This is a genomic window from Thauera sp. WB-2 (genome assembly GCF_027594845.1).
In the GTDB taxonomy this organism is placed as follows: Bacteria; Pseudomonadota; Gammaproteobacteria; order Burkholderiales; family Rhodocyclaceae; genus Thauera; species Thauera mechernichensis.
Map to the genome: position 1 here is coordinate 3798919 of NZ_CP088935.1, position 22078 is coordinate 3820996.

Consider the following 22078-nt stretch of genomic DNA (forward strand, 5'->3'; position numbering starts at 1 on the left):
TTCTCGTAATCCATTAACCAACTGTTTTTGTTGTAGTTATTTTCATTGGCACGGCTTCTGCAAGAAGCCGAAGGGCCAGCTCCACGACATTGGAAAGCGGCCGCCGAATATTACTACTAATGGAGACAATGGAATGAAGCCACTCAAGTGGACAGCGAGGACGTACCAGAACAGTTGGTGCGGTCTTGGGGGCGCAGCGGCGCTGTGCATGGCGCTGACGATACCGCAAGCACACGCGGTTGACGTTGACGCAGGCGATTACACGGCCTTGCCCGCCGGTACCAACCTGGCGATGCTGTATTACCAATATGCCACCCGCGATGCACTCTATGCGAAGGGGCACAAGACCCCGGGCGACATGCGACTGGATTCGCAGGTCGGCATCCTGCGCGGCGTACATTTCACCGAGATCGGCGGCTATATCGTCGATCCACAGTTTCTGCTTCCATTCGGGAGGCTGGAAGGCAAGGACGACCTGTCGGCGCTGGGCAGTACCAGTGGAGTGGGTGACCTGATCCTGGCAGCAACGGTGTGGCTGGTAAACCGCCCGCAAACAGGTACCTATTTTGGCATCACCCCCTTCATCTACGCACCGACCGGCAACTACGACAATGATGATGCCTTGAACCTGGGTGAAAACCGCTGGAAGTTCGCTCTGCAAGCAGGGTTCATCACCAAGCTATCGGACAGGGTTTCGCTCGATCTTGCGGGCGATATCACCTTGTACGGCAAGAACGACAAGTTCGGTGCCGCCAAGGTAACGATGAAGCAGAAGCCCTCAATGCAGTTCCAAAGCTATCTGCGGTATCACATATCCGATGCCTGGGATCTGCGCGCAGGAGTCTCCCATACCTTCGGCGGCGAGACCGAGATCGCCGGAGTCAATCAAGGCGACCGTCTGCGTACGACCAAGGTCAGTATCGGCACCGGCTGGTTCATTGCGCCAGACGTGCAGCTATTGGCCAGCTACGGTCGTGACATATCGGTACATAACGGCTTCCGCGAAAACGATCGCCTGAACCTGCGCGTACTCAAGGTGTTCTGAGCGGAGCCGTCCGCTGGCAAGGGATCAGGGGTGTCGCGCCCCCATTACAAGAGAGAAGAAAGGAGACACTATGTTGACGACGGTATTTGTGCAGCCGCGCAGTGGCATCGCCCCCGTGCGCAAGCGCCTGCAGCAAACAGCATTTGGTCTGGGCTGCCTGATGCTGAGTTCCGCCGCGTTCGCGGCGGGCGGAGAATGGCCCAGCCACGGCTATGATGATGCGGGCACACGCTTCAGCCCGCTTTCCCAGATCACCCCGGACAATGTCAAGGAAATGGGCCTTGTCTGGTCTTACGACCTCGAGTCGACGCGTGGCGTTGAAGCCACGCCTATCGTGGTCGATGGTGTGATGTACGTGACGGCACCATGGAGCATCGTACATGCAGTGGACGTCCGAAGCGGACGGAACATCTGGACCTACGACCCGGGAGTCCCGCGTGAAAAAGGTAAGGACGCGTGTTGTGACGTAGTAAACAGGGGCGTGGCGGTGTATGGCGGCAAGGTCTTCGTCGGTTCGCTGGACGGCAGGCTGCTCGCAATCGACGCAAAAACCGGCAGGAAGCTGTGGGAGCAGAACACGCTGATCGATAGCAGCAGACCTTACACCATTACCGGCGCACCGCGCGTGATCAAGGGCAAAGTCATCATCGGCAACGGCGGCGCGGAGTATGGCGTACGTGGCTATATCACTGCCTACGACACCGACACCGGCAGGCAGGCCTGGCGCTGGTTCACGGTGCCGGGAGATCCGGATCAGCCCTTCGAAGACGCGTCCATGGCGGCGGCGGCCAAGACCTGGGACCCAGCGGGCAAGTACTGGGAGGCCGGAGGAGGTGGCACGGTGTGGAACTCGATGGTGTATGACGCCGAGCTTGATCTGATGTACATCGGCACCGGCAACCCTTCGCCATGGTCACACCGCAAACGCAGCCCGGCCGGTGGTGACAACCTGTACACCGCGTCCATCGTCGCACTCAAACCTGACACTGGCGAATACGTCTGGCATTATCAGCAAACGCCTGCAGACAACTGGGACTACACCTCGACACAGGACCTGATCCTGGCCGACATCAAACTGGAGGGCAAACCGCGCAAGGTCATCCTGCATGCGCCAAAGAACGGCTTCTTCTTCGTCATCGACCGCACCAATGGCAAGTTCATCTCGGCACAGAACTTTGTCCCGGTGAACTGGGCGACTGGATACGACGCCAATGGCCGTCCCATCGAGAATCCTGCCGCACGCGATCCAGACAAGCCCTTCGACGCGACGCCCGGGCCCTTCGGCGCACACAACTGGCATTCGATGTCCTACAGCCCGCAGACAGGTCTGGCCTACTTCCCGGCGCAAAACATTCCACTGGTGCTTCAGGAGGACAAGAGCTGGGCATACAACAAAGCCAAGCCCGGGCAGGCGATGTCCGGCATCGGCTGGAACCTCGGAATGCTGGTCAATACCCGGCCCCCCACCAGTCAGCCTTTTGGCCGTCTGATCGCGTGGGATCCGGTTGCACAGAAGGAGGTCTGGCGTAAAGAGCACGTCTCGCCCTGGAACGGTGGCACCCTGGTCACCGCCAGCAACGTGGTGTTTCAGGGTACGGCAGACGCACGCCTGATGGCCTTCGACGCACGTGACGGCAAGGAGCTATGGTCGGCACCAATGGGCACCGGTGTCATCGCCGCACCAGTAACCTACGAAGTCGACGGCAGGCAGTACGTATCCATTGCAGTCGGCTGGGGTGGGGTATATGGCCTGTCGGCCCGTGCCTCCGAGCGTCGCACGCCGGGTACGGTATATACCTTCGCCCTGGGCGGCAATGCGAAAATGCCTCCCTTCGTCGAGTATCAGGTCAACAACTTGGTTTCTGGCGTCAAATACAAGCCTGACGACGTGTCCGAAGGAACTGCGCTCTATGTGATGAATTGCGCCTTCTGCCACGGCGTCCCGGGCGTGGACAAAGGTGGCGCCATTCCCAACCTGGGGTATTCCGCAGCGACAACCATCGAACATCTCGATCGGTTCGTCTTCGAAGGACCGTTCGTATCGCGCGGCATGCCGGATTTCACCGGCAAGCTGACCCCCGGAGAAGTGGAGAAGATCAAGGCCTTCATTCTCGGCACAGCGGACGCGGTGCGACCGAAGAAGTAAGTAGGTTGGCTGCGGTGGTCGCTTGGCCGCCGCGGCCTTCAAAAGGATAGGAAATTCAACCGCTATCCCGTGAGTACCCCGGCGCTTGTCGCTCATCGTAAATCGGACATCGCCATCGGAATTTCCGCGGCACTCCGCAGAACCCGTCGCCATTGCGTGCCCGCTGCCCGTAAGATGTCGTCTATCAGGCGTCTTGCTGGCCGCGGGCATGCACGATCTCCTCGCGCAACTTCAGAAGCCTTCCGCTACCTCGCGATCCACCGATCGAATTCGAACGCCGGAGTGAGCTGGACCCCATCGTCCCCATCCTGCCCGGCCGCCTCCCAAAGCACTTCGGACACGTCAGCGGGAACACTTCGTAGGTGCGCGCCAGCAGCGTCGCCCATACGATCCTTGCCGCCCGGCTGAGGGGACTTTCCTGCGCCACGGCATCTACCTCGGCCGGTGGCGGCTTGGGCGCCGCTGCCAGGGCCGTGACCGCCGGTCGAAGCGGTGAACTCGGGGCCAGCACACCGTAGTAGCGGTGTCGGTGTCGCCGGGGCGGCGGGATCAGCGCAGTGAGACGGTCCATGAGTTCGAGCGGCGTCAGGATCTGGCTGACGCGCCCGCCCGGTCCCGGTTAGTGGCCTTCATAGACGAGGTGTTCCGCATCGATCTGGCGCAGCCGTTTGGGCAATGGACGCAGGGCAGTTCTCCGCGCAGGATGCGGGCGAATACATTGTTGTTGTCGTAAGCCATGTGATGTTCCGTGCGGGAGTTGCGGACGGAGGCAGGACGGTGCCTGCATGGCAGCCGGATCATCTCGGCCATGATCTATCCACACCATGAAGCGGGGCCAGAAGCCGGGAGGTATTGTGCAGGCGATTTGCCCGGGACGTGACGCGGTGCGGCTTCCTAGAATCGGTGCGTCGATCCAGGGAGGTGGCGATGAAGGCAATCAGGGTGGCAGGGGTGCTGGGTGCGATGTTGTCCATGCTGACGCAGGCGGTTGGCGCGGCAACGGTGGAGCGTACGCTGAGCGCCGGACCGGCGCGTGTGTGGACTGCCGTCCTGGGCAGCGGGGTGCCCGTGCTGGCGGTCGATCATGAGCGTTTTGAGGCGACCATTGTGCTGGACGACGCCTTGCCAGTGAGCGTATCGGTGGATTGGGATGAGGTGGACGGAGGCACGCGCCTGGCGGGGATGGGGGAGTCCGCAGATTCCGACGGATTCCGGCGGTGGGTCGAGGGGGTTGAGCGGGTCGCGCTGGAGCAGGTGCAGCGTAACCGCTACTGTCGTGGTCTGCAGCCCGATCCGCGTCATGACGAGGTGCCGGAACCGAGCCTCGAGGCCGCGACCGATTGCGGGCTGAGCACTGGCAATTTTTCGTCCGCATTGCTCGAACTGGAGAAATGTGGCGATCATGAGACCACGCTGAAGCTGCTCAGCCTGTGTTCGCATCAGAATCATGCAGGTGGTCTGGTGCGCATTTCCCAGCTATACGAGATCGGTGCCGCCGTGCCCCGGCGCGCGGAACGTGCGACGCATTTTCTGGCGCGGGCGGCCTCGGCGGACAATACCGAGTATCACATCAGTGCCAAGACGCTGTACGCCACGGCCTTGTATTTTGGTGTTGGCGTGCCGGTGGATCGGCCCCGCGCGCTGGCCTTGTTCCAGACGGCTGCAAGTCTTGGTGACAGTGCGGCGGACGAGTTTCTGCGAACCGGCACGCATTCAGCGTGGCGACGCATCGATGGACGCCTGTTCCGTGACCCGGATTTCGTAGAGCTGCGGCCATGAAAACCGTTGCCCTGCGTGGCGTGCTTGCGTGGTTGCTGTTGCTGCAGGCGCCCGTCGCACTGGCCGAGGATGAAGGGGATCTCAGCTACCGCCACTTTGTGGACAGCCCACGTCGGATCAAGTGTCTGTATGGCTACGTCGCTGAAAAAACGGGCGACCACGTATCTGCAGTCAGGATTTTCGAGGACTGCATTGCGCGCTGGAACGATGTGTATTCGATGATCTGGCTGGCACAGATGCTGGAATCGGGCGTAGGGGTCGCGCGCGACGAAGCCCGTGCCGCGCGGCTCATGGAGCGCGGGGCCATGAGCGATGAGGTGGGTGGCTATGCGACCCTGGCGCGCTATCACTGGGGGATGGCATTGGCGCAGGGACGAGGCGTGGATGCCGACCCGGCACGCGCAAGACATTGGCTGCAGCGCGCCGCGGACGAGGGCGATGTATTGGCCGCAGACGCCCTGCTGCGCTGGGGCGAAGCGGATTGAGCGCGGTCGGATCGGTATCCGCGTGATCTGCCCGTCAGTTGCCAAAGCCGATGCGACGGGCGAGGCGGACCAGTTCGAAGTCGTTGGCAGCGCCGAGCTTGGTCTTGATCTGATAGTGGGTGTTATGCACGGTCTTGGGGCTGAGTGACAAGGTGGTGGCGATGTCGGCAACCGACCGGCCGTCCAGCAGCAGGCGCAGGATCTCGCTTTCGCGTGGTGTCAGTTGGTCGGAAGGACCGCGTTCGCCCTCTCCGCGCAGTTGGCGAACTTCCTGCGCAAGGTCGGGGCTGATAAAGGTGCGCCGTCCGGCCACGGTGTTGACGGCCTGTAGCAATACCTCTGGCGGACTGCTTTTGGTGACATAACCCAGAGCGCCGGCCTCCAGCGCACGGAGTGCCCACAGTGCATCACGATGCATGCTGAAGCCAAGCAGGCGGGCGGTGTGGTCGCGCTGGCGGATACGCGCAATCACTTCCAATCCGCCAAGATCGGGCAGCGCCAGGTCGACGATACAGAGGTCGGGCTGGCGCTCACGCCACAGGCGCATGCCGTCTTCGCCGGTACCCGCCTCACCAATCACCGTCATCGTGCCTTGCAGTTCCAGCAAGCGGCGATACCCTTGCCGGACGACGGCATGGTCGTCGATCAGCAGCAACTGGATCATGTGGCGCCCCGCGTGCCTGCCAGGAGTTCGACCCGTAACTGCGTGCCTCGTCCCGGCGCGCTGATCCATTCCACCGTGCCACCCAGCGCGGAAGCCCGTTCGCGGATACCCAGTCGCCCGAGCCCTTCCAGTACCGGACCGGCGGTGTCGCCTTTGCCGTCATCGCGGATGGACAGGCGGAAGCGGTCGCCATTGCGTTGAAGATCGATCTCGATCTGACTGGCATCGGCGTGACGAAGGGCGTTGGTCAGCCCTTCCTGAACGATGCGGTACAGGTGGATGATCAGCGTTGGCTCGAGCGTGTCGAGCAGGCCCTGATGATGGAATTGAATGCTGGGCGCGCCACTGTGCATGCGCTTGCAGTCGGCAATCAGTTGCTCCAGTCCGGCGATCAGACCGAAGGCCTCCAGCCTTGGCGGGCGCAGACGGTGAACAATGTTCTGGATGCTCTCGTGCATGCGGGCGAGGGTTTCGCACAGGCTGTCCAGCACGGACGTCAGCGGCGCGTGAGCGGTCGACGCGGCTAGCGACTGTCTGAGGTAGGCGGCGTCGGCACGCAGCGAGGTCAGGTGTTGCCCCATGTCGTCATGCAGTTCGCGGGCCAGGTAGTGGCGCTCGTCCTCGCGGACATCGAGCAGATGTGTTGCAAGCCTGCGCTCGGCGGCTCGGGTCGTGGCCAGTTGGGCGGCAAGACTGTTGAACTCGTTTGCGATCCGGCGGAATTCATCCAGCTCGAAGGCGGGCAGGCGCACCGTGGTGTCGCCGCCCTCGAGCCGGCCGATGGCGGCAAGGATCTGGTCGGCGGGGCGCAAGGCGCGGCGGACGGGGCGCACGATCACCGCTGCCAGCATCGCCAATGCGGCCCAGCCGACCAGCACCAGATACATCGACGACAGCCAGTGTGAGGCTTCGGTGTGCCAGTCCGGGCGGACATGGATATGGCCCACCGCGACGCCGGGCGCACGCAGCAAGGGGCGGACGCTGGTGTCAGCTGGTGTGTGCAGGGCCTCCAGCCAGCGGGCAACGACCCCGGCGCCTGAGCGAGGGGGCGCGGGGCGCACGCAGGCAGCACCAATCTGCCGCGACCAGAGGTCTTCCACTTGCACACAAAACGCCAGCCGACGTGCGAGGGGTTCCAGCACGGCAAGATCCACCCGGATGGATTCTCGGTTGAACACGTCGGCCTGGCGGGGCTGATCCTGGTTCAGCAATTGCTGGATGACGGCTGCAGTGTCGGGCGTGTCCGCCAGCGCCTGTTGCCGGATCTGCCAGCCGTGCGCTGCCAGCAACAGCAGCGTCAAAAGGCAGGCGAAGGCCAGTAGCCGTTGCAGCAGGCTGCGCTGCAGATCGAGGGCCGCCCGGGTGGGGCCGACAAGCGGCCTGGCCGCATCCGGCGCAGGCGGCGGTGTCCTATCGAGTCGATTCGTGGATTCGGCTTCGGGCGGCATGGTGCGTCATTTTCCCCCTGATCGGCATCGGCGCCCAATGCTACCGGCGCAGCACAGGCAAATTGCCCGCCCGCAGGCCGTGCGGGGCACGGCCCACCGGCCCGACGCTATGATCAGCGCCACCTCGGATGCATATCGACTAGGACCGAGCCCACGCCCAGGAGACACATGATGCCACTGCACGCGAACACCGCCCCGCCGTCAGCCGCCCAGACACATGGGCGCGCGCATGAGCCCTGCACTCACGACCATGCCCGCCACGGCCTCGTCAGTGCGAGCCGCCGCCAATGGGCGAAGGGGCTGGTCGCCGCGCCACTCCTGGCCGGGCCCTGCGTGCAAGCCTATGCTGGCAGTCTCGAGCCTCAAGAGGGGCCCGCCTTGAGCGCAGCGGCGATGGCGGCCCGCTTCACCAGCCTCGCCGAGGGCCTTTCCGCCGTAGCACGCATCGAGCCGTTCACCATCACGCCAACCGATCTGCCTTGGACGCAGGCCTTGGGGCTGCTTGATGCCGGGCAACAGGTGTCCTTTTTCCTCGATGGGCTGTGGTGGTTCAGCAAGGATCATGGACGCTGGCTGGAGCCGGGCTTCGTGTTCTTCGCCCGCGTAGCTGGAACAACGGGCAACAGCGCCATCCACAACTGCATGCAGAACACCGGAACACTGACCGCGGACAGGGCCGGAACCTTGCAGATCGCGCGCTCCGTCGGCGAGTTTGCAAGCCCGCAGGGCGAACTGTGGGTGCCGCTCGAACAGTACCTCGCGGCTCAAGGCCAGGTGGAAGGCGTCGCCATCGTATGGAGCGGCGACGCGCATGAAGGCCTGCTCGCCCTGTCTGCGCGCGGCGACGCGCATGGCATGATTCGTTCCGAATTGCAGCGCATGCGCCAGGAACGCCTGATGCCCAAGGGCTGGCACAACTTCTTCGCCTTTGGCGATGGCGGAATCTTCAGCGAGGCGCCAAGGGGCGACATCGCATGCGAAACACACAAGAACGTCGGCATCCTGCAGTACCCGCTCGCCGACCAGCCTTTACGCCCCGGGCTGCAGCTGGAATGGACCTGGGTGGTCGACCGCCTGCCTTCGGCCCTGCCCGAGGACGCGTTGCTGAACCACGACTATCTGTCGATCGCCGTCGAGTTCGACGACGGCCAGGACATCACCTACATGTGGAGCTCGACCCTGCCGGTCGGCACGGCCTTCCGTTGCCCGATCCCGGGCTGGAACGCCATCGAGACGCACGTCGTGCAGCGCAGCGGGACGGACACGCTGGGACAGGAACTACACGAGCGCTGCGACCTGTTCCGCGACTATCAGCGTCTGGTCGGTGGCCAGGCCACCCGCGTCGTCAGGATCTGGCTGATCGCGAACTCGCTCTTCATGCGCCAACACGGTCAATGCGCATACCGCAAGATCGCGATCGGTCAGCCCGACCGCTTGCAGGTGGTGCTCTAGCTGGAATGGGGAGGGGGCAGCCGAGTCCCTCCGGGCCAGGCCTGCCCGCCCCCCCCGCTCCGCGCCGCCGACGGCGCCGCGATCAGCTCGTCAGCGCGCGCCCGATCACCAGCTTCTGGATGTCGCTCGCACCTTCGTAGATCTGGCACACGCGCACGTCGCGGTAGATGCGCTCGACCGGGAAGTCGGTGACGTAGCCATAGCCGCCGTGCACCTGGATGGCATCCGAGCAGACGCGCTCGGCCATCTCGGAGGCGAACAGCTTGGCCATCGAAGCCTCCTTGAGGCAGGGGCGACCGGCGTCCTTGAGGGTGGCGGCGTGCCACACGAGCTGGCGCGCGGCTTCGAGCTGAGTCGCCATGTCGGCGAGGCGGAAGTTGACCGCCTGGTGCTCGAAGATCGGCTTGCCGAAGCTCTCGCGCTCCTGCGCATACTTGACCGCCGCCTCGAGCGCGGCGCGCGCCATGCCCAGGCACTGCGCGGCGATGCCGATGCGGCCGGCCTCTAGGTTGGAGAGCGCAATCTTGTAGCCCTCGCCTTCGGCACCGATCACCGAGTCGGCCGGGACGCGGCAGTTCTCGAACAGGATCTGGGTGGTGTCGGAAGCCTTCTGGCCCATCTTCTCCTCGATGCGGCCGACCTGGTAGCCAGGCGCATCAGCCGGCACCAGGAAGCAGGTGATGCCCTTCTTGCCGGCGCTCTTGTCGGTCACCGCGAACACGATGGCGACATCGGCATGCTTGCCGGTGGTGATGAACTGCTTGACGCCGTTGAGCACCCATTCGTTGCCTTCGCGGACCGCGCTGGTGCGGATCGCCGAGGCATCGGAGCCGACATGCGGCTCGGTAAGGCAGAAGCAGCCGAGCTTCTCGCCACGGGCGAGCGGCTTCAACCAGGCCTCCTTCTGCGCATCGTTGCCGAAGCGGTTGATGATCCCGCAGGGCAGCGAGTTCTGCACGCTGACGATGGTCGAGGTGGCGCCGTCGCCAGCCGCGATCTCTTCCAGCGTCAGCACCAGGCTCATGTAGTCCATGCCGGCGCCGCCCCACTCTTCGGGCACCACCATGCCGAGCGCGCCGAGTTCAGCGAGCTCATTCAGCGCCTCGCGCGGGAAGGTGTGGTTGCGGTCCCATTCGGCGGCGAAGGGGGCCAGGCGCTCCTGCGCAAAGGCGCGCATCGAGTCGCGGATGAGTTCCTGTTCCGGGGTAAGAATCATTGCACTGCTGTCCTTGTAGAAATCTCTGCTGGGAGCGCAGCAGGGCCACCTCGTGGGCGTCCCCACTGCCGCCGTTCGGAATCAGCCGCAGGCCACCGCGGTATCGACCTCGATCGCCATCGCCGTGGCCTCGCCACCGCCGATGCACAGGCTGGCCACACCGCGCTTGAGGCCGCGCTTGCGCAGCGCGCCGATCAGCGTGACCAGGATGCGCGCACCCGAGGCGCCGATCGGGTGACCGAGCGAGCAGGCGCCGCCGTTCACGTTGACCTTGTCGTGCGGCAGCTTCATCTCGTGCATCGCGGCCATGGTGACGACCGCGAAGGCTTCGTTGATTTCCCACAGGTCGACGTCGTCGGTGCTCCAGCCGGCCTTCGCCAGCACCTTCTGCATCGCGCCCACCGGCGCGGTGGTGAACCACTGCGGCTCCTGCGCATGAGTGGCATGGCCAACGATGGTGGCGACCGGCTTGAGGCCGAGCTTGTCGGCGGTGGACCGCCGCATCAGCACGAGGGCGGCGGCGCCGTCGGAGATCGAGCTCGAGTTGGCCGGGGTCACCGTGCCGTCCTTCTTGAATGCGGGCTTGAGGCCCGGGATCTTGTCGATCTGCGCCTTCAGCGGCTGCTCGTCCTTGTCGACGAGGACATCGCCCTTGCGGCCTGGCACGGTGACCGGTGCCACCTCCCAGGTGAAGTCTCCGTTGTTGATTGCTGCCTGGGCACGGGTGGTCGAGGCGATTGCGAACTCGTCCTGGGCCTGACGGCTGAAGCTGAAGTGGCTGGCGCAGTCCTCTGCAAAGGTGCCCATCAGGCGCCCCTTGTTTTCCTTCGAGTAGCTGTCTTCCAGACCGTCGAGGAACATGTGGTCGAACATCTGGCCATGGCCGAGGCGGTAGCCGCCACGCGCCTTCGGCAGCAGGTAGGGGGCGTTGGACATCGACTCCATGCCGCCGGCGACCATCACCTCGTTGCTGCCGGCGAGGATGAGATCGTGTGCCAGCATGGTGGCCTTCATGCCCGAACCGCACACCTTGTTGATGGTGGTGCAGCCGGCCGACAGCGGCAGCCCTGCACCGAGCACGGCCTGGCGGGCGGGCGCCTGACCTAGGCCGGCAGGCAGCACGCAACCCATGATCACTTCCTGTACCTGCTCGGGTGCCAGGCGGGCGCGCTCCACCGCCGCCTTGATGGCGATAGCGCCGAGCTGCGGCGTGGTCAGGCTGGACAGCTCGCCCTGGAAGCCGCCCAGCGGCGTGCGGGCGACGGACACGATGACGACGGGATCGGACATGCAGTTCTCCTGTTGAGGCTGTTCGAATGAAGTGTGGATAGGCTCAGCTACCGAGCGTCTCGAGCGCTGCCATGTAGCGCGGCAGCAGGTCTTCGCGACGACTGACGTTGAGGCCGAGGTCTCGGATCAGGCCGTCCTTGAGGCCGTAGATCCAGCCGTGGACGGTGAGTGGCTGGCCGCGTTGCCAGGCGTCCTGCACCACCACGGTCTGGGCAACGTTGAGCACCTGCTCGAGCACGTTGAGCTCGCACAGGCGGTCGTGGCGCAGTTCGGGCGGCAAGGCGTTGACCTCGTCCAGATGGCGGACGTGGACGTCCTGCACGTGCCGCAGCCAGAGGTCGACGAGGCCGACGCGGGCACGCTCGAGCGCGGCCTTGACGCCGCCGCAGCCATAGTGGCCGACGACCATGATGTGCTTGACCTTGAGCACATCGACCGCGTACTGGACCACGGCAAGGCAGTTGAGGTCGGTATGCACCACCACATTGGCTACATTGCGATGGACGAAGACCTCGCCCGGCAGCAAGCCGACGATCTGGTTTGCCGGCACACGCGAATCGGAACAGCCGATCCACAGATAGTCCGGCGTCTGCAGATGCGACAGCTTCTCGAAGAAGCCAGGGTCGAGTTGCTGTACCTGACGTGACCAGGCCTGGTTGTAGTCGAAGAGGTGGAACAGGTTCTCGTTGCGGACCTCGTCCTCGGACCAGGTGGCAAGGTCGAGGGCGAGAAAGATCGTGCCTTCGATCGGTGAGGGGTAATAGGCAGGCGCCTCGGTGAAGCCGAGCTCGCGGTAAAGCTTCAGCGCAATGCGCATCGCCGGCTGGGTGTCGAGCAGGATGCGCCGGTAGCCCAAGGATTGGGCCGCCTTGATCGCCTCCATCGCGAGCTGGCGGCCAAGGCCATGACCACGCGCATCGGGATCGACATAGAGCCGCTTCATCTCGCACACGCCCTCCGAGAAGCGGCGAACGCCTACGCAACCGGCCGGCCGGCCATCGAGCTCGGCGTAGAACAGCCGGCCATCGGCTTCTCCATACGCCCCGGGCAGGTTGGCAACCTCGTCAGCAAAGCCCTGGTAGCTCAGGTCAACGCCCAGCCACGCCGCATAGTTGCGGAAAAACTGGCGGACATGGCCGATTTCGACGGTATCCGACGCGCCGAGTGCGATGATGCGACTGCTCATTCAACTTTCCCCCTGGGTTTCTTCAGGCGGCGCTACGCCCGGCTGCCCTCAGCCGGATCGCTCGCTCTTGCCCTGCATGGCCATGATGGTCTGCTGCATGATCGCGCACAAGGTCCATTGCTCGTCACGGATGGCGAACACCTCGGCACGCGTGATGATCAGCGTGCGGCCCGGCTTGATCACCTCACCGCGTGCTACCAGGCGCTGGCCGTCTGCAGGGGCAACGAGGTTGAGCTTGTACTCAACGGTGAGCACGCTGGTATCAGCGGGGGTCAGTGTGTTGGCGGCATAGCCCGCGGCCGAATCGGCGATCATGCCGACCACCCCGCCATGGATATAGCCGTGCTGCTGCGAGATCTCGGCCTTGAACGGCAGATGGATCTCGGTGTAGCCGGGCTCGACGATCGCCAGTTCTGCACCGATCAGCTGCATTGCCTGCTGCAGGCCAAAGCTGGCACGCACACGCGCGGCGTAGCCCGGGTCCTTGGGCTGGAACTGGGGCATCTCCGGTCTCATGCGTCACCTCTTCAGTCGATTGGGGGCTCTTTCCCGAGCTTGACGTTTACGTTAACGTAAACTCCAGCGCAAAAAAAGCGGGCGAGCGCTTTCAGCTCACGCTTGCCCGCTGGATGCGACGCGCGAGTTCGGCGCGTGCAGCGGCGGCGCCCTCCGCGTTGTCGCCGAGCAATGCCTGGCACTGCTGCTCAAGCATGTCGATTTCGTCCAGCACTGCCTCGATGTCCTTGCGCTGCTGCTCGAGTGCAGCGCGGCGCACAGTAAGTACGCCCAGAAAGCGCTGCAACTGCGTGCTCGAGTTGCGCACGCCGCCGTACATGTCGAGCAGTTCGCGGATCTCGGCAAGCGAGAGGCCGAGCCGCTTGCCGCGCAAGGTGAGCTTGAGGCGGGTGCGATCGGCCTTTGTATAGACGCGCGCCCGGCCTGCGCGAGCCGGGGTCAACAAACCCTGATCCTCGTAGAATCGGATGGCACGCGGGGTGATGTCGAACTCGCGCGCAAGTTCGGTGATGGAATAGGTTTCTTCGTTACCCATGTTCAGTTATGCCCGCGGCGCAGGCAACAGCTGCGCAGACCGACATCAAACCCTTGTTTTGTCTGAAAATAACAACACAATCGCAAAAGTTAAACAGATTCCGGGCCATTCTTCAATCGGCACCCACCGGCCACGCCCCCGACCACAACCTGAGCGCAAGAACGCGAACCATGCTTAGCTACCCGATCGACCAACTTCCCGACGCCGGCCACACGCTCGAAATTGCACCCGGCGTGCGCTGGGTACGCATGAAGCTGCCCTTCGCCCTCGATCATATCAACCTGTGGCTGCTCGATGACGGCGACGCGCTCACCGTCATCGACTGCGGCTACGGACAGGACGACACGCGTGCCGCATGGACGGCGATCTTCGCTGCCGACCCGCGCCCGGTGCGCAGGGTGATCGTCACCCACCACCACCCCGACCACCTCGGCCTCGCAACCTGGCTGGCGGCGCGCGATGGTGCCACGATCCACATGACACAGGGGGAATTCCTCGCCGCCCACGCCATCTGGCATCAGCTGCCGGGCTACTGTGTACCGGACATGGTCGCTCAGTTCCGCCGCCATGGCCTCGACGCAGCACGGCTCGAAGCCCTTGGCGCACGTGGCAACGCCTACCGGCGCGGCGTGCCCGAACTGCCCGGCACGTTCAGCCGGCTGTTCGCCGGCAGCGAGCTGCAGATCGGCGGCCACAACTGGCGTGTCATCGTCGGCCACGGTCATGCCCCGGAACATGCGAGCCTGCACTGCGCCGAACTCGGCATCCTGATTTCGGGTGACATGCTGCTGCCGCGCATCTCGACCAATATCAGCGTCTACGCCGCCACGCCGGACGACGACCCGCTGGGCTGGTTCATCGACTCGCTACGGGCACTATGCACATTGCCCGAATACACGCTCGTGCTACCATCGCACGGCAAACCTTTCAAGGGCATCAGGGTCCGCGTGGACCAGCTCATCGAGCATCACCGCGAGCGCTGTGGCGCGCTGCTCAATGCTTGCAGCACGCCCAGCAGCGCGGGCGACCTGCTCGGGACGCTGTTTCCCCGCGAACTCGATACCCATCAGGTCATGTTCGCCATGGGGGAGGCCATTGCCCACCTCAACCATCTCGAGAGGCAGGGAGCACTCTCGAGAGAGGTCGATGCGAGCGGCCTGGTCCGCTTCACCACTTGCCGTTAGCCCGCCCCGCGCGACCACAGGAGCCCAAACAACATGGCTGCACCCAGCAACGACCCCCAGAAGGCAGAACTGCCCGATCCGCAAGAAGTCGCCAAGACCTACGCCGAGGTGGCGCGCCGCGCCTCGCACCTGATCAGCGACCATGTGCAACGCCAGCTCAAGAAAGGCGTCTCTGCGCCAGCCGACGAGCTCGGCATCGCCCAAGCCTTCATGGACATGATGGCCAAGCTGCTGTCGAACCCCTACAAGCTCGCCCAGGCGCAGATGAACCTGGTGTGGGACTACTTCTCGCTGTGGCAGCACTCGATGATGCGCTTCGCCGGCCTCAATGCCGCGCCGGTCGCCGCACCCGAGAAGTCCGACAAGCGTTTCAAGGACGAGGAGTGGGAACAGCACTTCCTGTTCGATTTCATCAAGCAGTCCTACCTCATCGCCGCCCGTCACATCCATGACACGGTGAGCTGTGTCGATGGTCTCGACGACCAGACGCAGAAGAAGGTCAACTTCTACACCCGCCAGTACATCGATGCCCTGTCGCCGTCGAACTTCGCGATGACCAACCCCGAGGTCTTCCGCGAAACGGTCAAGAGCCACGGCCAGAACCTGCTCAAGGGCCTCAACAACCTGCTGCGCGACGTCGAGGACGGCGGCGGCAACCTGCGCGTGAAGATGACCGACACCACGGCTTTCGAGCTGGGCAAGAACGTCGCCACCACGCCGGGCAAAGTCGTGTTCCAGACCGAGATGATGCAGCTGCTGCAGTACACGCCGAGCACCGACAAGGTGCTCAAGAAGCCGCTGCTGATCGTTCCGCCCTGGATCAACAAGTTCTACATTCTCGACCTGCGCGAGAAGAACTCCTACATCAAGTGGGCGGTGGACCAGGGCCACACCGTATTCGTGATCTCCTGGGTCAACCCGGACGAGCGCCTGGCCGAGAAGAGCTTCGACGCCTATGTGCAGGAAGGCGTCGTGGCCGCACTCGAAGCCATCGAGAAGCAGACCGGCGAGAAGGAAGTCAACGCCGCCGGCTACTGCCTGGGCGGCACCCTGCTCGCCACCACCCTGGCCTACCTTGCCGGCAAGCGCCAGAAGCGCATCGCCTCGGCGACCTTCTTCACCACGATGACCGATTTCACCGATCCGGGCGAGCTCGGCGTGTTCATCGACGAAGGCCAGGTCACCAGCCTCGAGAAGAAGATGTTCGAGCGCGGCTATCTGGAAGGTTCGGAGATGGCCGGCACCTTCAATATGCTGCGCGCCAACGACCTCATCTGGTCCTTCGTGGTCAATAACTACCTGATGGGCAAGGACCCCTTCCCGTTCGATCTGCTGTACTGGAACTCCGACTCCACGCGCATGCCGGCGACCATGCACAGCTTCTACCTGCGCAGGATGTACATGGAGAACCGCCTCATCGAGCCGGGCGGCATCGAGATCGACGGCGTGCCGATCGACCTCGGCAAGATCAAGGTGCCGTGCTACTTCATCTCCACGATCGAAGACCACATCGCACCGTGGAAGAGCACCTACATGGGTGCGCGCCGCTTCGGTGGTCCGGTGCGCTTCGTGCTCGGCGGTTCCGGCCACATTGCCGGCATCGTCAACCCGCCTGCCGCCAACAAGTACGGCTACTGGATCAACCCGGCTGCCAAGCTGGCCGAAACCGCGGACGCCTGGTTCGAAGGCACGCAGCAGCACCCGGGCTCCTGGTGGACCGACTGGCAAGCCTGGGTCACGTCGCATGACGGCGAACAGGTCGAGGCGCGCGATCCGGCCAAGGGCAAGATCAAGCCGATCGAGGACGCTCCTGGCAGCTTCGTGAAGATCCGCGTGGACGCCAAGGCTGCCGCCTGAGCCTTGCCTAGCCACTCCGGGGAGGGGGAACCCTCCCCTTTTTCGTTGACGATCGACCCGATGACGCATCCGGACGTCCGCCTGGTACTCGACACCAATACTGTGCTCGCACTGTGGATGTTCCGCGACCCAGCGCTCGCCGCGCTGCGCGACTGGATCGAACGCAGCCGGCCGCCTCTGCTGGCGTGCGCGGACACGCTCGGCGAGTTGCGTGCCGTGCTCGGCTACGCCCAGTTCGGCCAGGGCCTCGAGGCCCGCGAAGCACTGCTGTCGGCCTACCGCGGACGGATTCGCGAGATCGCGATGCCGCCTGCCCCGACACTGCCGGCCTGCAAGGATCCCGATGACCAGAAGTTCCTCGAACTGGCCGTGGGCGCCGGCGCGACCCACCTGCTCACGCGCGACCGCGCACTGCTGAAGATGGCGCGCAGGCGCGGTATCTCCGGCCTTCTCGCCATCGTCACGCCCGAGGCGTTCAGCCGCCAGCTTGCTCCCTGAGGCTGCGGCGAAGGGCACACAGGTAGCGCAGCCCCTCCGCGGCCCGGCTGCCGTACCAGGAAACCATCTCGCCGTCGACGAGCTGCGCCGGGAGGGCGGACAGACCGGCAACCTCGGTCACATGCAGGTCGCGAAACCTGTAGGGCTCGCTCGACAGCAGCACGCGCTCCACCTGCGCGAGCCAGGGCTCACCCCACTCGAAGGCGGGGTAGCGCGCTGCGCCCTGCGCACCGCCATGGCGCGCCGGCAGGGTCTCCCAACCGACCTCGGCGAGCGTCGCCGCGATATAGGTGTCACGCGCCACCGTCATCCACGGCTCGCGCCAGATCAGATAAAGAACGCGCTCGTCATCGAGCTCCGCACGCAGCGCAGCGGCCTCGTCGAGGGCTGCGCGCAACTCGGCGGCAAGCAGCGCTGCACGCTGCGCGGCCGAGAACACCCCGCCCAACAGATCGAAGAGGCGCAAGTTGTCCTGCGGGGAGCAGGGATGCGTGACGACGATGTGGGGCACGAAGGCAGCAAGCTCGTCCACCGTCTCACGCCTGTTCTCGTCGATGTTGACCAGCACATGGGTGGGCTCGAGCTCGCGAATTCGCTCCAGCCGGACGTCCTTGGTGCCCCCTACTTTCGGCACCGCACGCAGCGCTTCGCGCGGGTGCACACAGAACCCCGTGCGACCGACCACTTGCCCGCCAAGGCCGAGCGCAAACAGCAGCTCGGTGAGCGAGGGCACCAGCGACACGATGCGCGCACCACCGTCCGCCCGTTCATGGCGCTGCCCGCCATCGTCGTCCCAAGCCTCCCTCCTCGTCACTCCTGGCTGCTGTGCAATCAACGTATGTCCTCCACATCCGGCAGCGCATTGTAGTACGCCTCAAAGCGCGCTCCACTGCGCCCTGCGGGAAACCCGACTAGCGCCGAAACGCAGGTTGTGAAAAGCTGTCGGCTCTTGCGTTGGCCGATCGACAGCCTGTCACGCCATGATCTGGTGTCCTGCCGCGCACGCCCTCGTGACGGACACCCCCTGCACGTACGGGCGACCACGCTCTCACCCTCGTTGACACGACCCAGGAGGAATCCATGAAGAAACTGACCGCCATTGCCGCTGCCTTTGCCCTCGTCGGCACCCTCGGTGCCGCACCGGCCCAGGCGCAGCAGAAGTTCGTCACCATCGGCACCGGTGGGGTCACAGGCGTCTATTACGCCGCAGGCGGCGCAATCTGCCGTCTGATCAACAAGGACCGCGCCCAGCACGGCCTGCGCTGCTCGGTGGAGAGCACCGGCGGCTCGGTATACAACGTAAACACCATCAAGGCTGGCGAGCTCGACTTCGGCGTCGCCCAGTCCGACGTGCAGTTCAACGCCATCAACGGCAAGGCACAGTTCGCCGAAGGTGGCGCCGTGTCCGACCTGCGCGCGGTGTTCTCGCTGCATCCTGAGCCGCTCACCATCCTCGCCCGCAAGGAAGCCGGTGTCGCGAAGATGGAAGACTTCAAGGGCAAGCGTTTCAACGTCGGCAACCCGGGGTCGGGTCAACGCGCCACGATGGACATGCTGCTGCCCGCGATCGGCATGTCGACCTCGGACTTCTCGCTGGTGTCCGAGCTGCGCCCGGATGAGCATGGCTCGGCGCTGTGCGACAACAAGATCGACGGCTTTGCCTTCGTTGTCGGCCACCCGGCGGCGAACATCCAGGACGTGACCACGACCTGCGGCGCCAAGCTGGTGTCGATCACCGGAGCCGGCGTGGACAAGCTTGTGGCTGAGCACCCCTATTTCGCCAAGGTCTCGATTCCGGGCGGAATGTACGCCAACAACCCCGATCCGGCTGAAACCTTCGGCGTGGTGGCGAGCTTCGTGACCTCGGCCAAGGTACCGGCTGACACCGTCTACACGATGGTCAAGGCCGTGTTCGAGAACTTCGAGGATTTCAAGAAGCTGCACCCTGCCTTCGCCAACCTCGATCCCGCGCACATGATCAAGGACGGCCTGTCGGCCCCGCTGCATGAGGGTGCGGTGAAGTACTACAAGGAGAAGGGCTGGATGTAAGTCCGCCGGCCGGCACCCTTCGGGCGGTGCCGGATGCTCTTCAGACAACGGCGGCGGGCGCCCAGCCCCCCGCCGTTGTCGTCTCCGATCCGACTTCGAGGGGCGCTGCTCATGACCCGCAAAAATGACAACAAGGACAACTTCGAGCTGTCCGACGAAGAACTGCAGAAAATCGTTGCCGAAGCCGATACCGGCGGACGCAAGCCCACTGGCCTGACCGCCAACGTGCTGCTCGTAGTGGCGCTGGCATGGTCGCTGTTCCAGCTCTGGATTGCCTCGCCGCTGCCCTTCTCGCTAGGCGTGTTCGTGTTCAACGACACCGAGGCACGTGCAATCCATCTGGCCTTCGCCGTGTTCCTGGCCTTTGCTGCCTACCCCGCGCTCAAGCGCTCGCCACGCGACCGCGTGCCGATCCAGGACTGGATCCTCGCCGGCGCAGGGGCCTACTGTGCGGCCTACCTGTTCCTGTTCTACCGCGAGCTGTCGACCCGCCCCGGCCTGCCCACCGACATGGACATTGCCACCGCCGTGGTCGGCCTCACCCTGCTGCTCGAGGCCGCGCGCCGCGCACTTGGCCTGCCGATGGTGATCCTCGCCGTCGTGTTCCTGTGCTACATCTTCTTCGGCCCGTACATGCCCGACGTGATCGCCCACCGCGGCGCCTCGCTGGCCAAGGGCATGAGCCACATGTGGCTGACCACCGAGGGCGTGTTCGGCGTGGCACTCGGAGTGTCGACCAGCTTCATCTTCCTGTTCGTGCTGTTCGGTGCGCTGCTCGAGACCGCAGGCGCGGGCGCCTACTTCATCAAGTCGGCGATCGCGCTTCTCGGCCACATGCGCGGCGGTCCGGCCAAGGCCGCCGTGGTCGCATCGGCCAGCACCGGCCTGATCTCCGGCTCGTCGATCGCCAACGTGGTCACCACCGGCACCTTCACGATCCCGCTCATGAAGAGCGTGGGCTACCGTGCCGACAAGGCGGCGTCGGTCGAGGTCGCCTCCTCGGTCAACGGCCAGATCATGCCCCCGGTGATGGGCGCCGCGGCCTTCCTCATGGTCGAGTACGTCGGCATCACCTACGTGCAGGTGATGAAGCACGCCATCCTGCCCGCGCTGATCTCTTACATCGCGCTGTTCTACATCGTGCACCTCGAGGCCCTGAAGATGGACCTGAAGGGCCTGCCGCGACGCGAGCCGCTGCCCTGGCAGAAGGCGGTGATCACGACGCTGATGACCTTCTCCGGGCTGGTGATCCTGTCCGCGGTAATCTACTGGGGCTTTGGCTGGATCAAGGACCTCTTTGGCGACGGCGCCTTCATCGTGGTCGGCGTGCTGATGCTCATTGCCTACATCTTCATTGTCCGCCATGGCGCGAAGTACCCCGAACTGCACCTCGAGAAGCCGGGCGAGACCATGGAGTACCTGCCCGAGATCGGCCCCACGCTCAAGTCCGGCCTGCACTTCCTGCTGCCGGTAGCAGCGCTGATCTGGAACCTGATGGTCGAGCAGCTCTCGCCCGCGCTGTCGGCATTCTGGGCGACGCTGTTCCTGATGTTCATTCTCGTCACCCAGCGCCCGCTGTTCGCGTTGTTCCGCGGCACCGGTGCGCTCGGCGCCGCAACCCGCCAGGGCTTCCACGACCTGCTGTCGGGTCTGGTCACCGGCGCGCGCAACATGATCGGCATCGGCATCGCCACCGCCACCGCAGGCGTGATCGTCGGCACAGTGACCCTGACCGGGATCGGCCTGGCGATGACGGAGCTGGTCGAGGTACTCTCGGGCGGCAACCTGATGATCATGCTGGTGCTGGTCGCAGTCATCTGCCTGATCCTCGGCATGGGGCTGCCGACCACGGCGAACTACATCGTGGTGTCGTCGCTGATGGCGCCGGTGATCGTCGAGCTGGGGGCGCAGAGCGGGCTGCTGGTGCCGCTGATCGCGGTGCACCTGTTCGTGTTCTACTTCGGTCTGATGGCCGACGTGACGCCGCCTGTGGGCCTGGCCTCTTATGCCGCGGCCGGCATCGCCAAGAGCGACCCGATACGCACCGGCCTCACCGCATTCGGCTACAGCCTGCGCACCGCAGTACTGCCCTTCATGTTCATCTTCAACACGCAATTGCTGCTGATCGGCATCGACAGCAGCTTCCAGCTCGTGCTGACGATCGTCACCGCCACGGTGGCAAGCATGATGTTCGCCGCGGCGACCCAGGGCTTCTTCATCGCCAGGAACCGCATCCACGAGACCATCCTGCTGTTGCTGGTCACCTTCACCCTGTTCCGGCCCGGGTTCTGGATGGACATGCTCTATCCGCCCTACGACGAGGTCGCGCCAACCGAGCTCAGCCGGTTGGTGGAGGAGGCACCGCGCAACGGCAAGCTGCGGATATGGATCGAAGGCATGAGCCTGGAAGGCCGCGACATCTCCAAGGGTGTGCTGCTGCCGCTGGGCGAGCGCGGCCCGGCACGCGAACGGCTCAACGCGATGGGCCTGACCGTGATGTCCCTTGGCGACGATGTCCAGATTGCCGCGGTGCGCTTCGGCAGCCAGGCGGAGAAGCTGGGCCTCGAGCAGGGCTTCACCATCACGACGATCGAGCTGCCCGCGGGTGAGCGCCCCGCCAAGGAGTGGATGTTCGTCCCGGCCTTCGTGCTTCTGGGCCTGGTCTATGCAATGCAGAAACCCAGACAGCGGCGCCGGGAAACCGAAGCCGAGGCCTGAGCCGGCTACG

Annotated in this window: 18 protein-coding genes and 1 pseudogene; 10 read left to right on the forward strand and 9 right to left on the reverse strand. The window is 64.5% G+C overall.

Annotated elements, in window-relative coordinates; all coding sequences use genetic code 11:
* The first annotated feature begins 133 nt into the window (after positions 1 to 133).
* Positions 134 to 1045, forward strand: a complete 912-nt coding sequence (locus LQF09_RS17330; protein WP_270068554.1) for a transporter — start codon at positions 134 to 136, stop codon at positions 1043 to 1045.
* Between the two features lie 70 nt (positions 1046 to 1115).
* Complete coding sequence (locus LQF09_RS17335; protein WP_270068555.1) at positions 1116 to 3191, forward strand: PQQ-dependent dehydrogenase, methanol/ethanol family; 2076 nt, start codon at positions 1116 to 1118, stop codon at positions 3189 to 3191.
* A 319-nt stretch (positions 3192 to 3510) separates the two neighbouring features.
* On the opposite strand, the pseudogene LQF09_RS17340 reads toward LQF09_RS17335, so the two are convergent.
* Positions 3511 to 3780 (reverse strand): annotated as a pseudogene (locus LQF09_RS17340) (transposase); the annotation flags it as partial.
* Positions 3781 to 4118: 338 nt separating this feature from the next.
* Here LQF09_RS17340 and LQF09_RS17345 point away from each other — a divergent pair.
* Positions 4119 to 4970, forward strand: a complete 852-nt coding sequence (locus LQF09_RS17345) for a tetratricopeptide repeat protein (RefSeq protein ID WP_270069895.1) — start codon at positions 4119 to 4121, stop codon at positions 4968 to 4970.
* Positions 4967 to 5455: a tetratricopeptide repeat protein gene (locus LQF09_RS17350; protein WP_270068556.1), complete on the forward strand. Its 489-nt coding sequence runs from the start codon at positions 4967 to 4969 to the stop codon at positions 5453 to 5455. Before LQF09_RS17345 ends, LQF09_RS17350 begins: the two co-directional genes overlap by 4 nt.
* Before the next feature lie 34 nt (positions 5456 to 5489).
* Here LQF09_RS17350 and LQF09_RS17355 read toward each other — a convergent pair whose 3' ends face one another.
* Both LQF09_RS17355 and LQF09_RS17360 read right to left on the reverse strand, forming a co-directional pair.
* Positions 5490 to 6119: a response regulator gene (locus LQF09_RS17355; protein ID WP_002940303.1), complete on the reverse strand. Its 630-nt coding sequence runs from the start codon at positions 6117 to 6119 to the stop codon at positions 5490 to 5492.
* Entirely contained in the window at positions 6116 to 7567 is a 1452-nt protein-coding gene (locus LQF09_RS17360; protein WP_270068557.1) for a sensor histidine kinase, read from the reverse strand. Before LQF09_RS17360 ends, LQF09_RS17355 begins: the two co-directional genes overlap by 4 nt.
* A gap of 168 nt (positions 7568 to 7735) precedes the next feature.
* Here LQF09_RS17360 and LQF09_RS17365 point away from each other — a divergent pair, with 168 nt between their 5' ends.
* Entirely contained in the window at positions 7736 to 9019 is a 1284-nt protein-coding gene (locus LQF09_RS17365) for a DUF3047 domain-containing protein (RefSeq protein ID WP_270068558.1), read from the forward strand.
* 82 nt (positions 9020 to 9101) lie between these two features.
* Here LQF09_RS17365 and LQF09_RS17370 read toward each other — a convergent pair whose 3' ends face one another.
* From LQF09_RS17370 to LQF09_RS17390, 5 genes are all read right to left on the reverse strand, one after another.
* Complete coding sequence (locus tag LQF09_RS17370; protein ID WP_002931296.1) at positions 9102 to 10235, reverse strand: acyl-CoA dehydrogenase; 1134 nt, start codon at positions 10233 to 10235, stop codon at positions 9102 to 9104.
* Between the two features lie 81 nt (positions 10236 to 10316).
* Entirely contained in the window at positions 10317 to 11525 is a 1209-nt protein-coding gene (locus LQF09_RS17375; RefSeq protein WP_002931297.1) for an acetyl-CoA C-acetyltransferase, read from the reverse strand.
* Between the two features lie 43 nt (positions 11526 to 11568).
* Complete coding sequence (gene can / locus LQF09_RS17380) at positions 11569 to 12711, reverse strand: carbonate dehydratase (RefSeq protein ID WP_002931298.1); 1143 nt, start codon at positions 12709 to 12711, stop codon at positions 11569 to 11571.
* Positions 12712 to 12759: 48 nt separating this feature from the next.
* Positions 12760 to 13227, reverse strand: coding sequence for a PaaI family thioesterase (locus LQF09_RS17385; RefSeq protein WP_198291784.1), 468 nt, complete (start codon positions 13225 to 13227; stop codon positions 12760 to 12762).
* Positions 13228 to 13318: 91 nt separating this feature from the next.
* Complete coding sequence (locus tag LQF09_RS17390; RefSeq protein ID WP_002931301.1) at positions 13319 to 13762, reverse strand: MerR family transcriptional regulator; 444 nt, start codon at positions 13760 to 13762, stop codon at positions 13319 to 13321.
* Positions 13763 to 13932: 170 nt separating this feature from the next.
* Between LQF09_RS17390 and LQF09_RS17395 the strand changes: the two genes are divergently transcribed.
* From LQF09_RS17395 to LQF09_RS17405, 3 genes are read left to right on the forward strand one after another with little or no spacing between them, the layout of a single operon-like run.
* Complete coding sequence (locus tag LQF09_RS17395; RefSeq protein WP_002931305.1) at positions 13933 to 14946, forward strand: MBL fold metallo-hydrolase; 1014 nt, start codon at positions 13933 to 13935, stop codon at positions 14944 to 14946.
* Between the two features lie 33 nt (positions 14947 to 14979).
* Positions 14980 to 16803, forward strand: coding sequence for a class I poly(R)-hydroxyalkanoic acid synthase (gene phaC, locus LQF09_RS17400; RefSeq protein WP_002939779.1), 1824 nt, complete (start codon positions 14980 to 14982; stop codon positions 16801 to 16803).
* Between the two features lie 60 nt (positions 16804 to 16863).
* Complete coding sequence (locus tag LQF09_RS17405; protein ID WP_002931307.1) at positions 16864 to 17301, forward strand: putative toxin-antitoxin system toxin component, PIN family; 438 nt, start codon at positions 16864 to 16866, stop codon at positions 17299 to 17301.
* Here LQF09_RS17405 and LQF09_RS17410 read toward each other — a convergent pair.
* Positions 17279 to 18115, reverse strand: coding sequence for a helical backbone metal receptor (locus LQF09_RS17410; RefSeq protein WP_002931308.1), 837 nt, complete (start codon positions 18113 to 18115; stop codon positions 17279 to 17281). The two genes, LQF09_RS17405 and LQF09_RS17410, sit on opposite strands and share 23 nt — an antisense overlap.
* A 266-nt stretch (positions 18116 to 18381) precedes the next feature.
* Between LQF09_RS17410 and LQF09_RS17415 the strand changes: the two genes are divergently transcribed.
* Positions 18382 to 19350, forward strand: coding sequence for a TAXI family TRAP transporter solute-binding subunit (locus tag LQF09_RS17415; protein ID WP_002931309.1), 969 nt, complete (start codon positions 18382 to 18384; stop codon positions 19348 to 19350).
* 111 nt (positions 19351 to 19461) lie between these two features.
* Positions 19462 to 22068 (forward strand): TRAP transporter permease, encoded by a 2607-nt coding sequence (locus LQF09_RS17420; RefSeq protein WP_270068559.1) that lies wholly within the window; start codon positions 19462 to 19464, stop codon positions 22066 to 22068.
* Positions 22069 to 22078 lie beyond the last annotated feature (10 nt).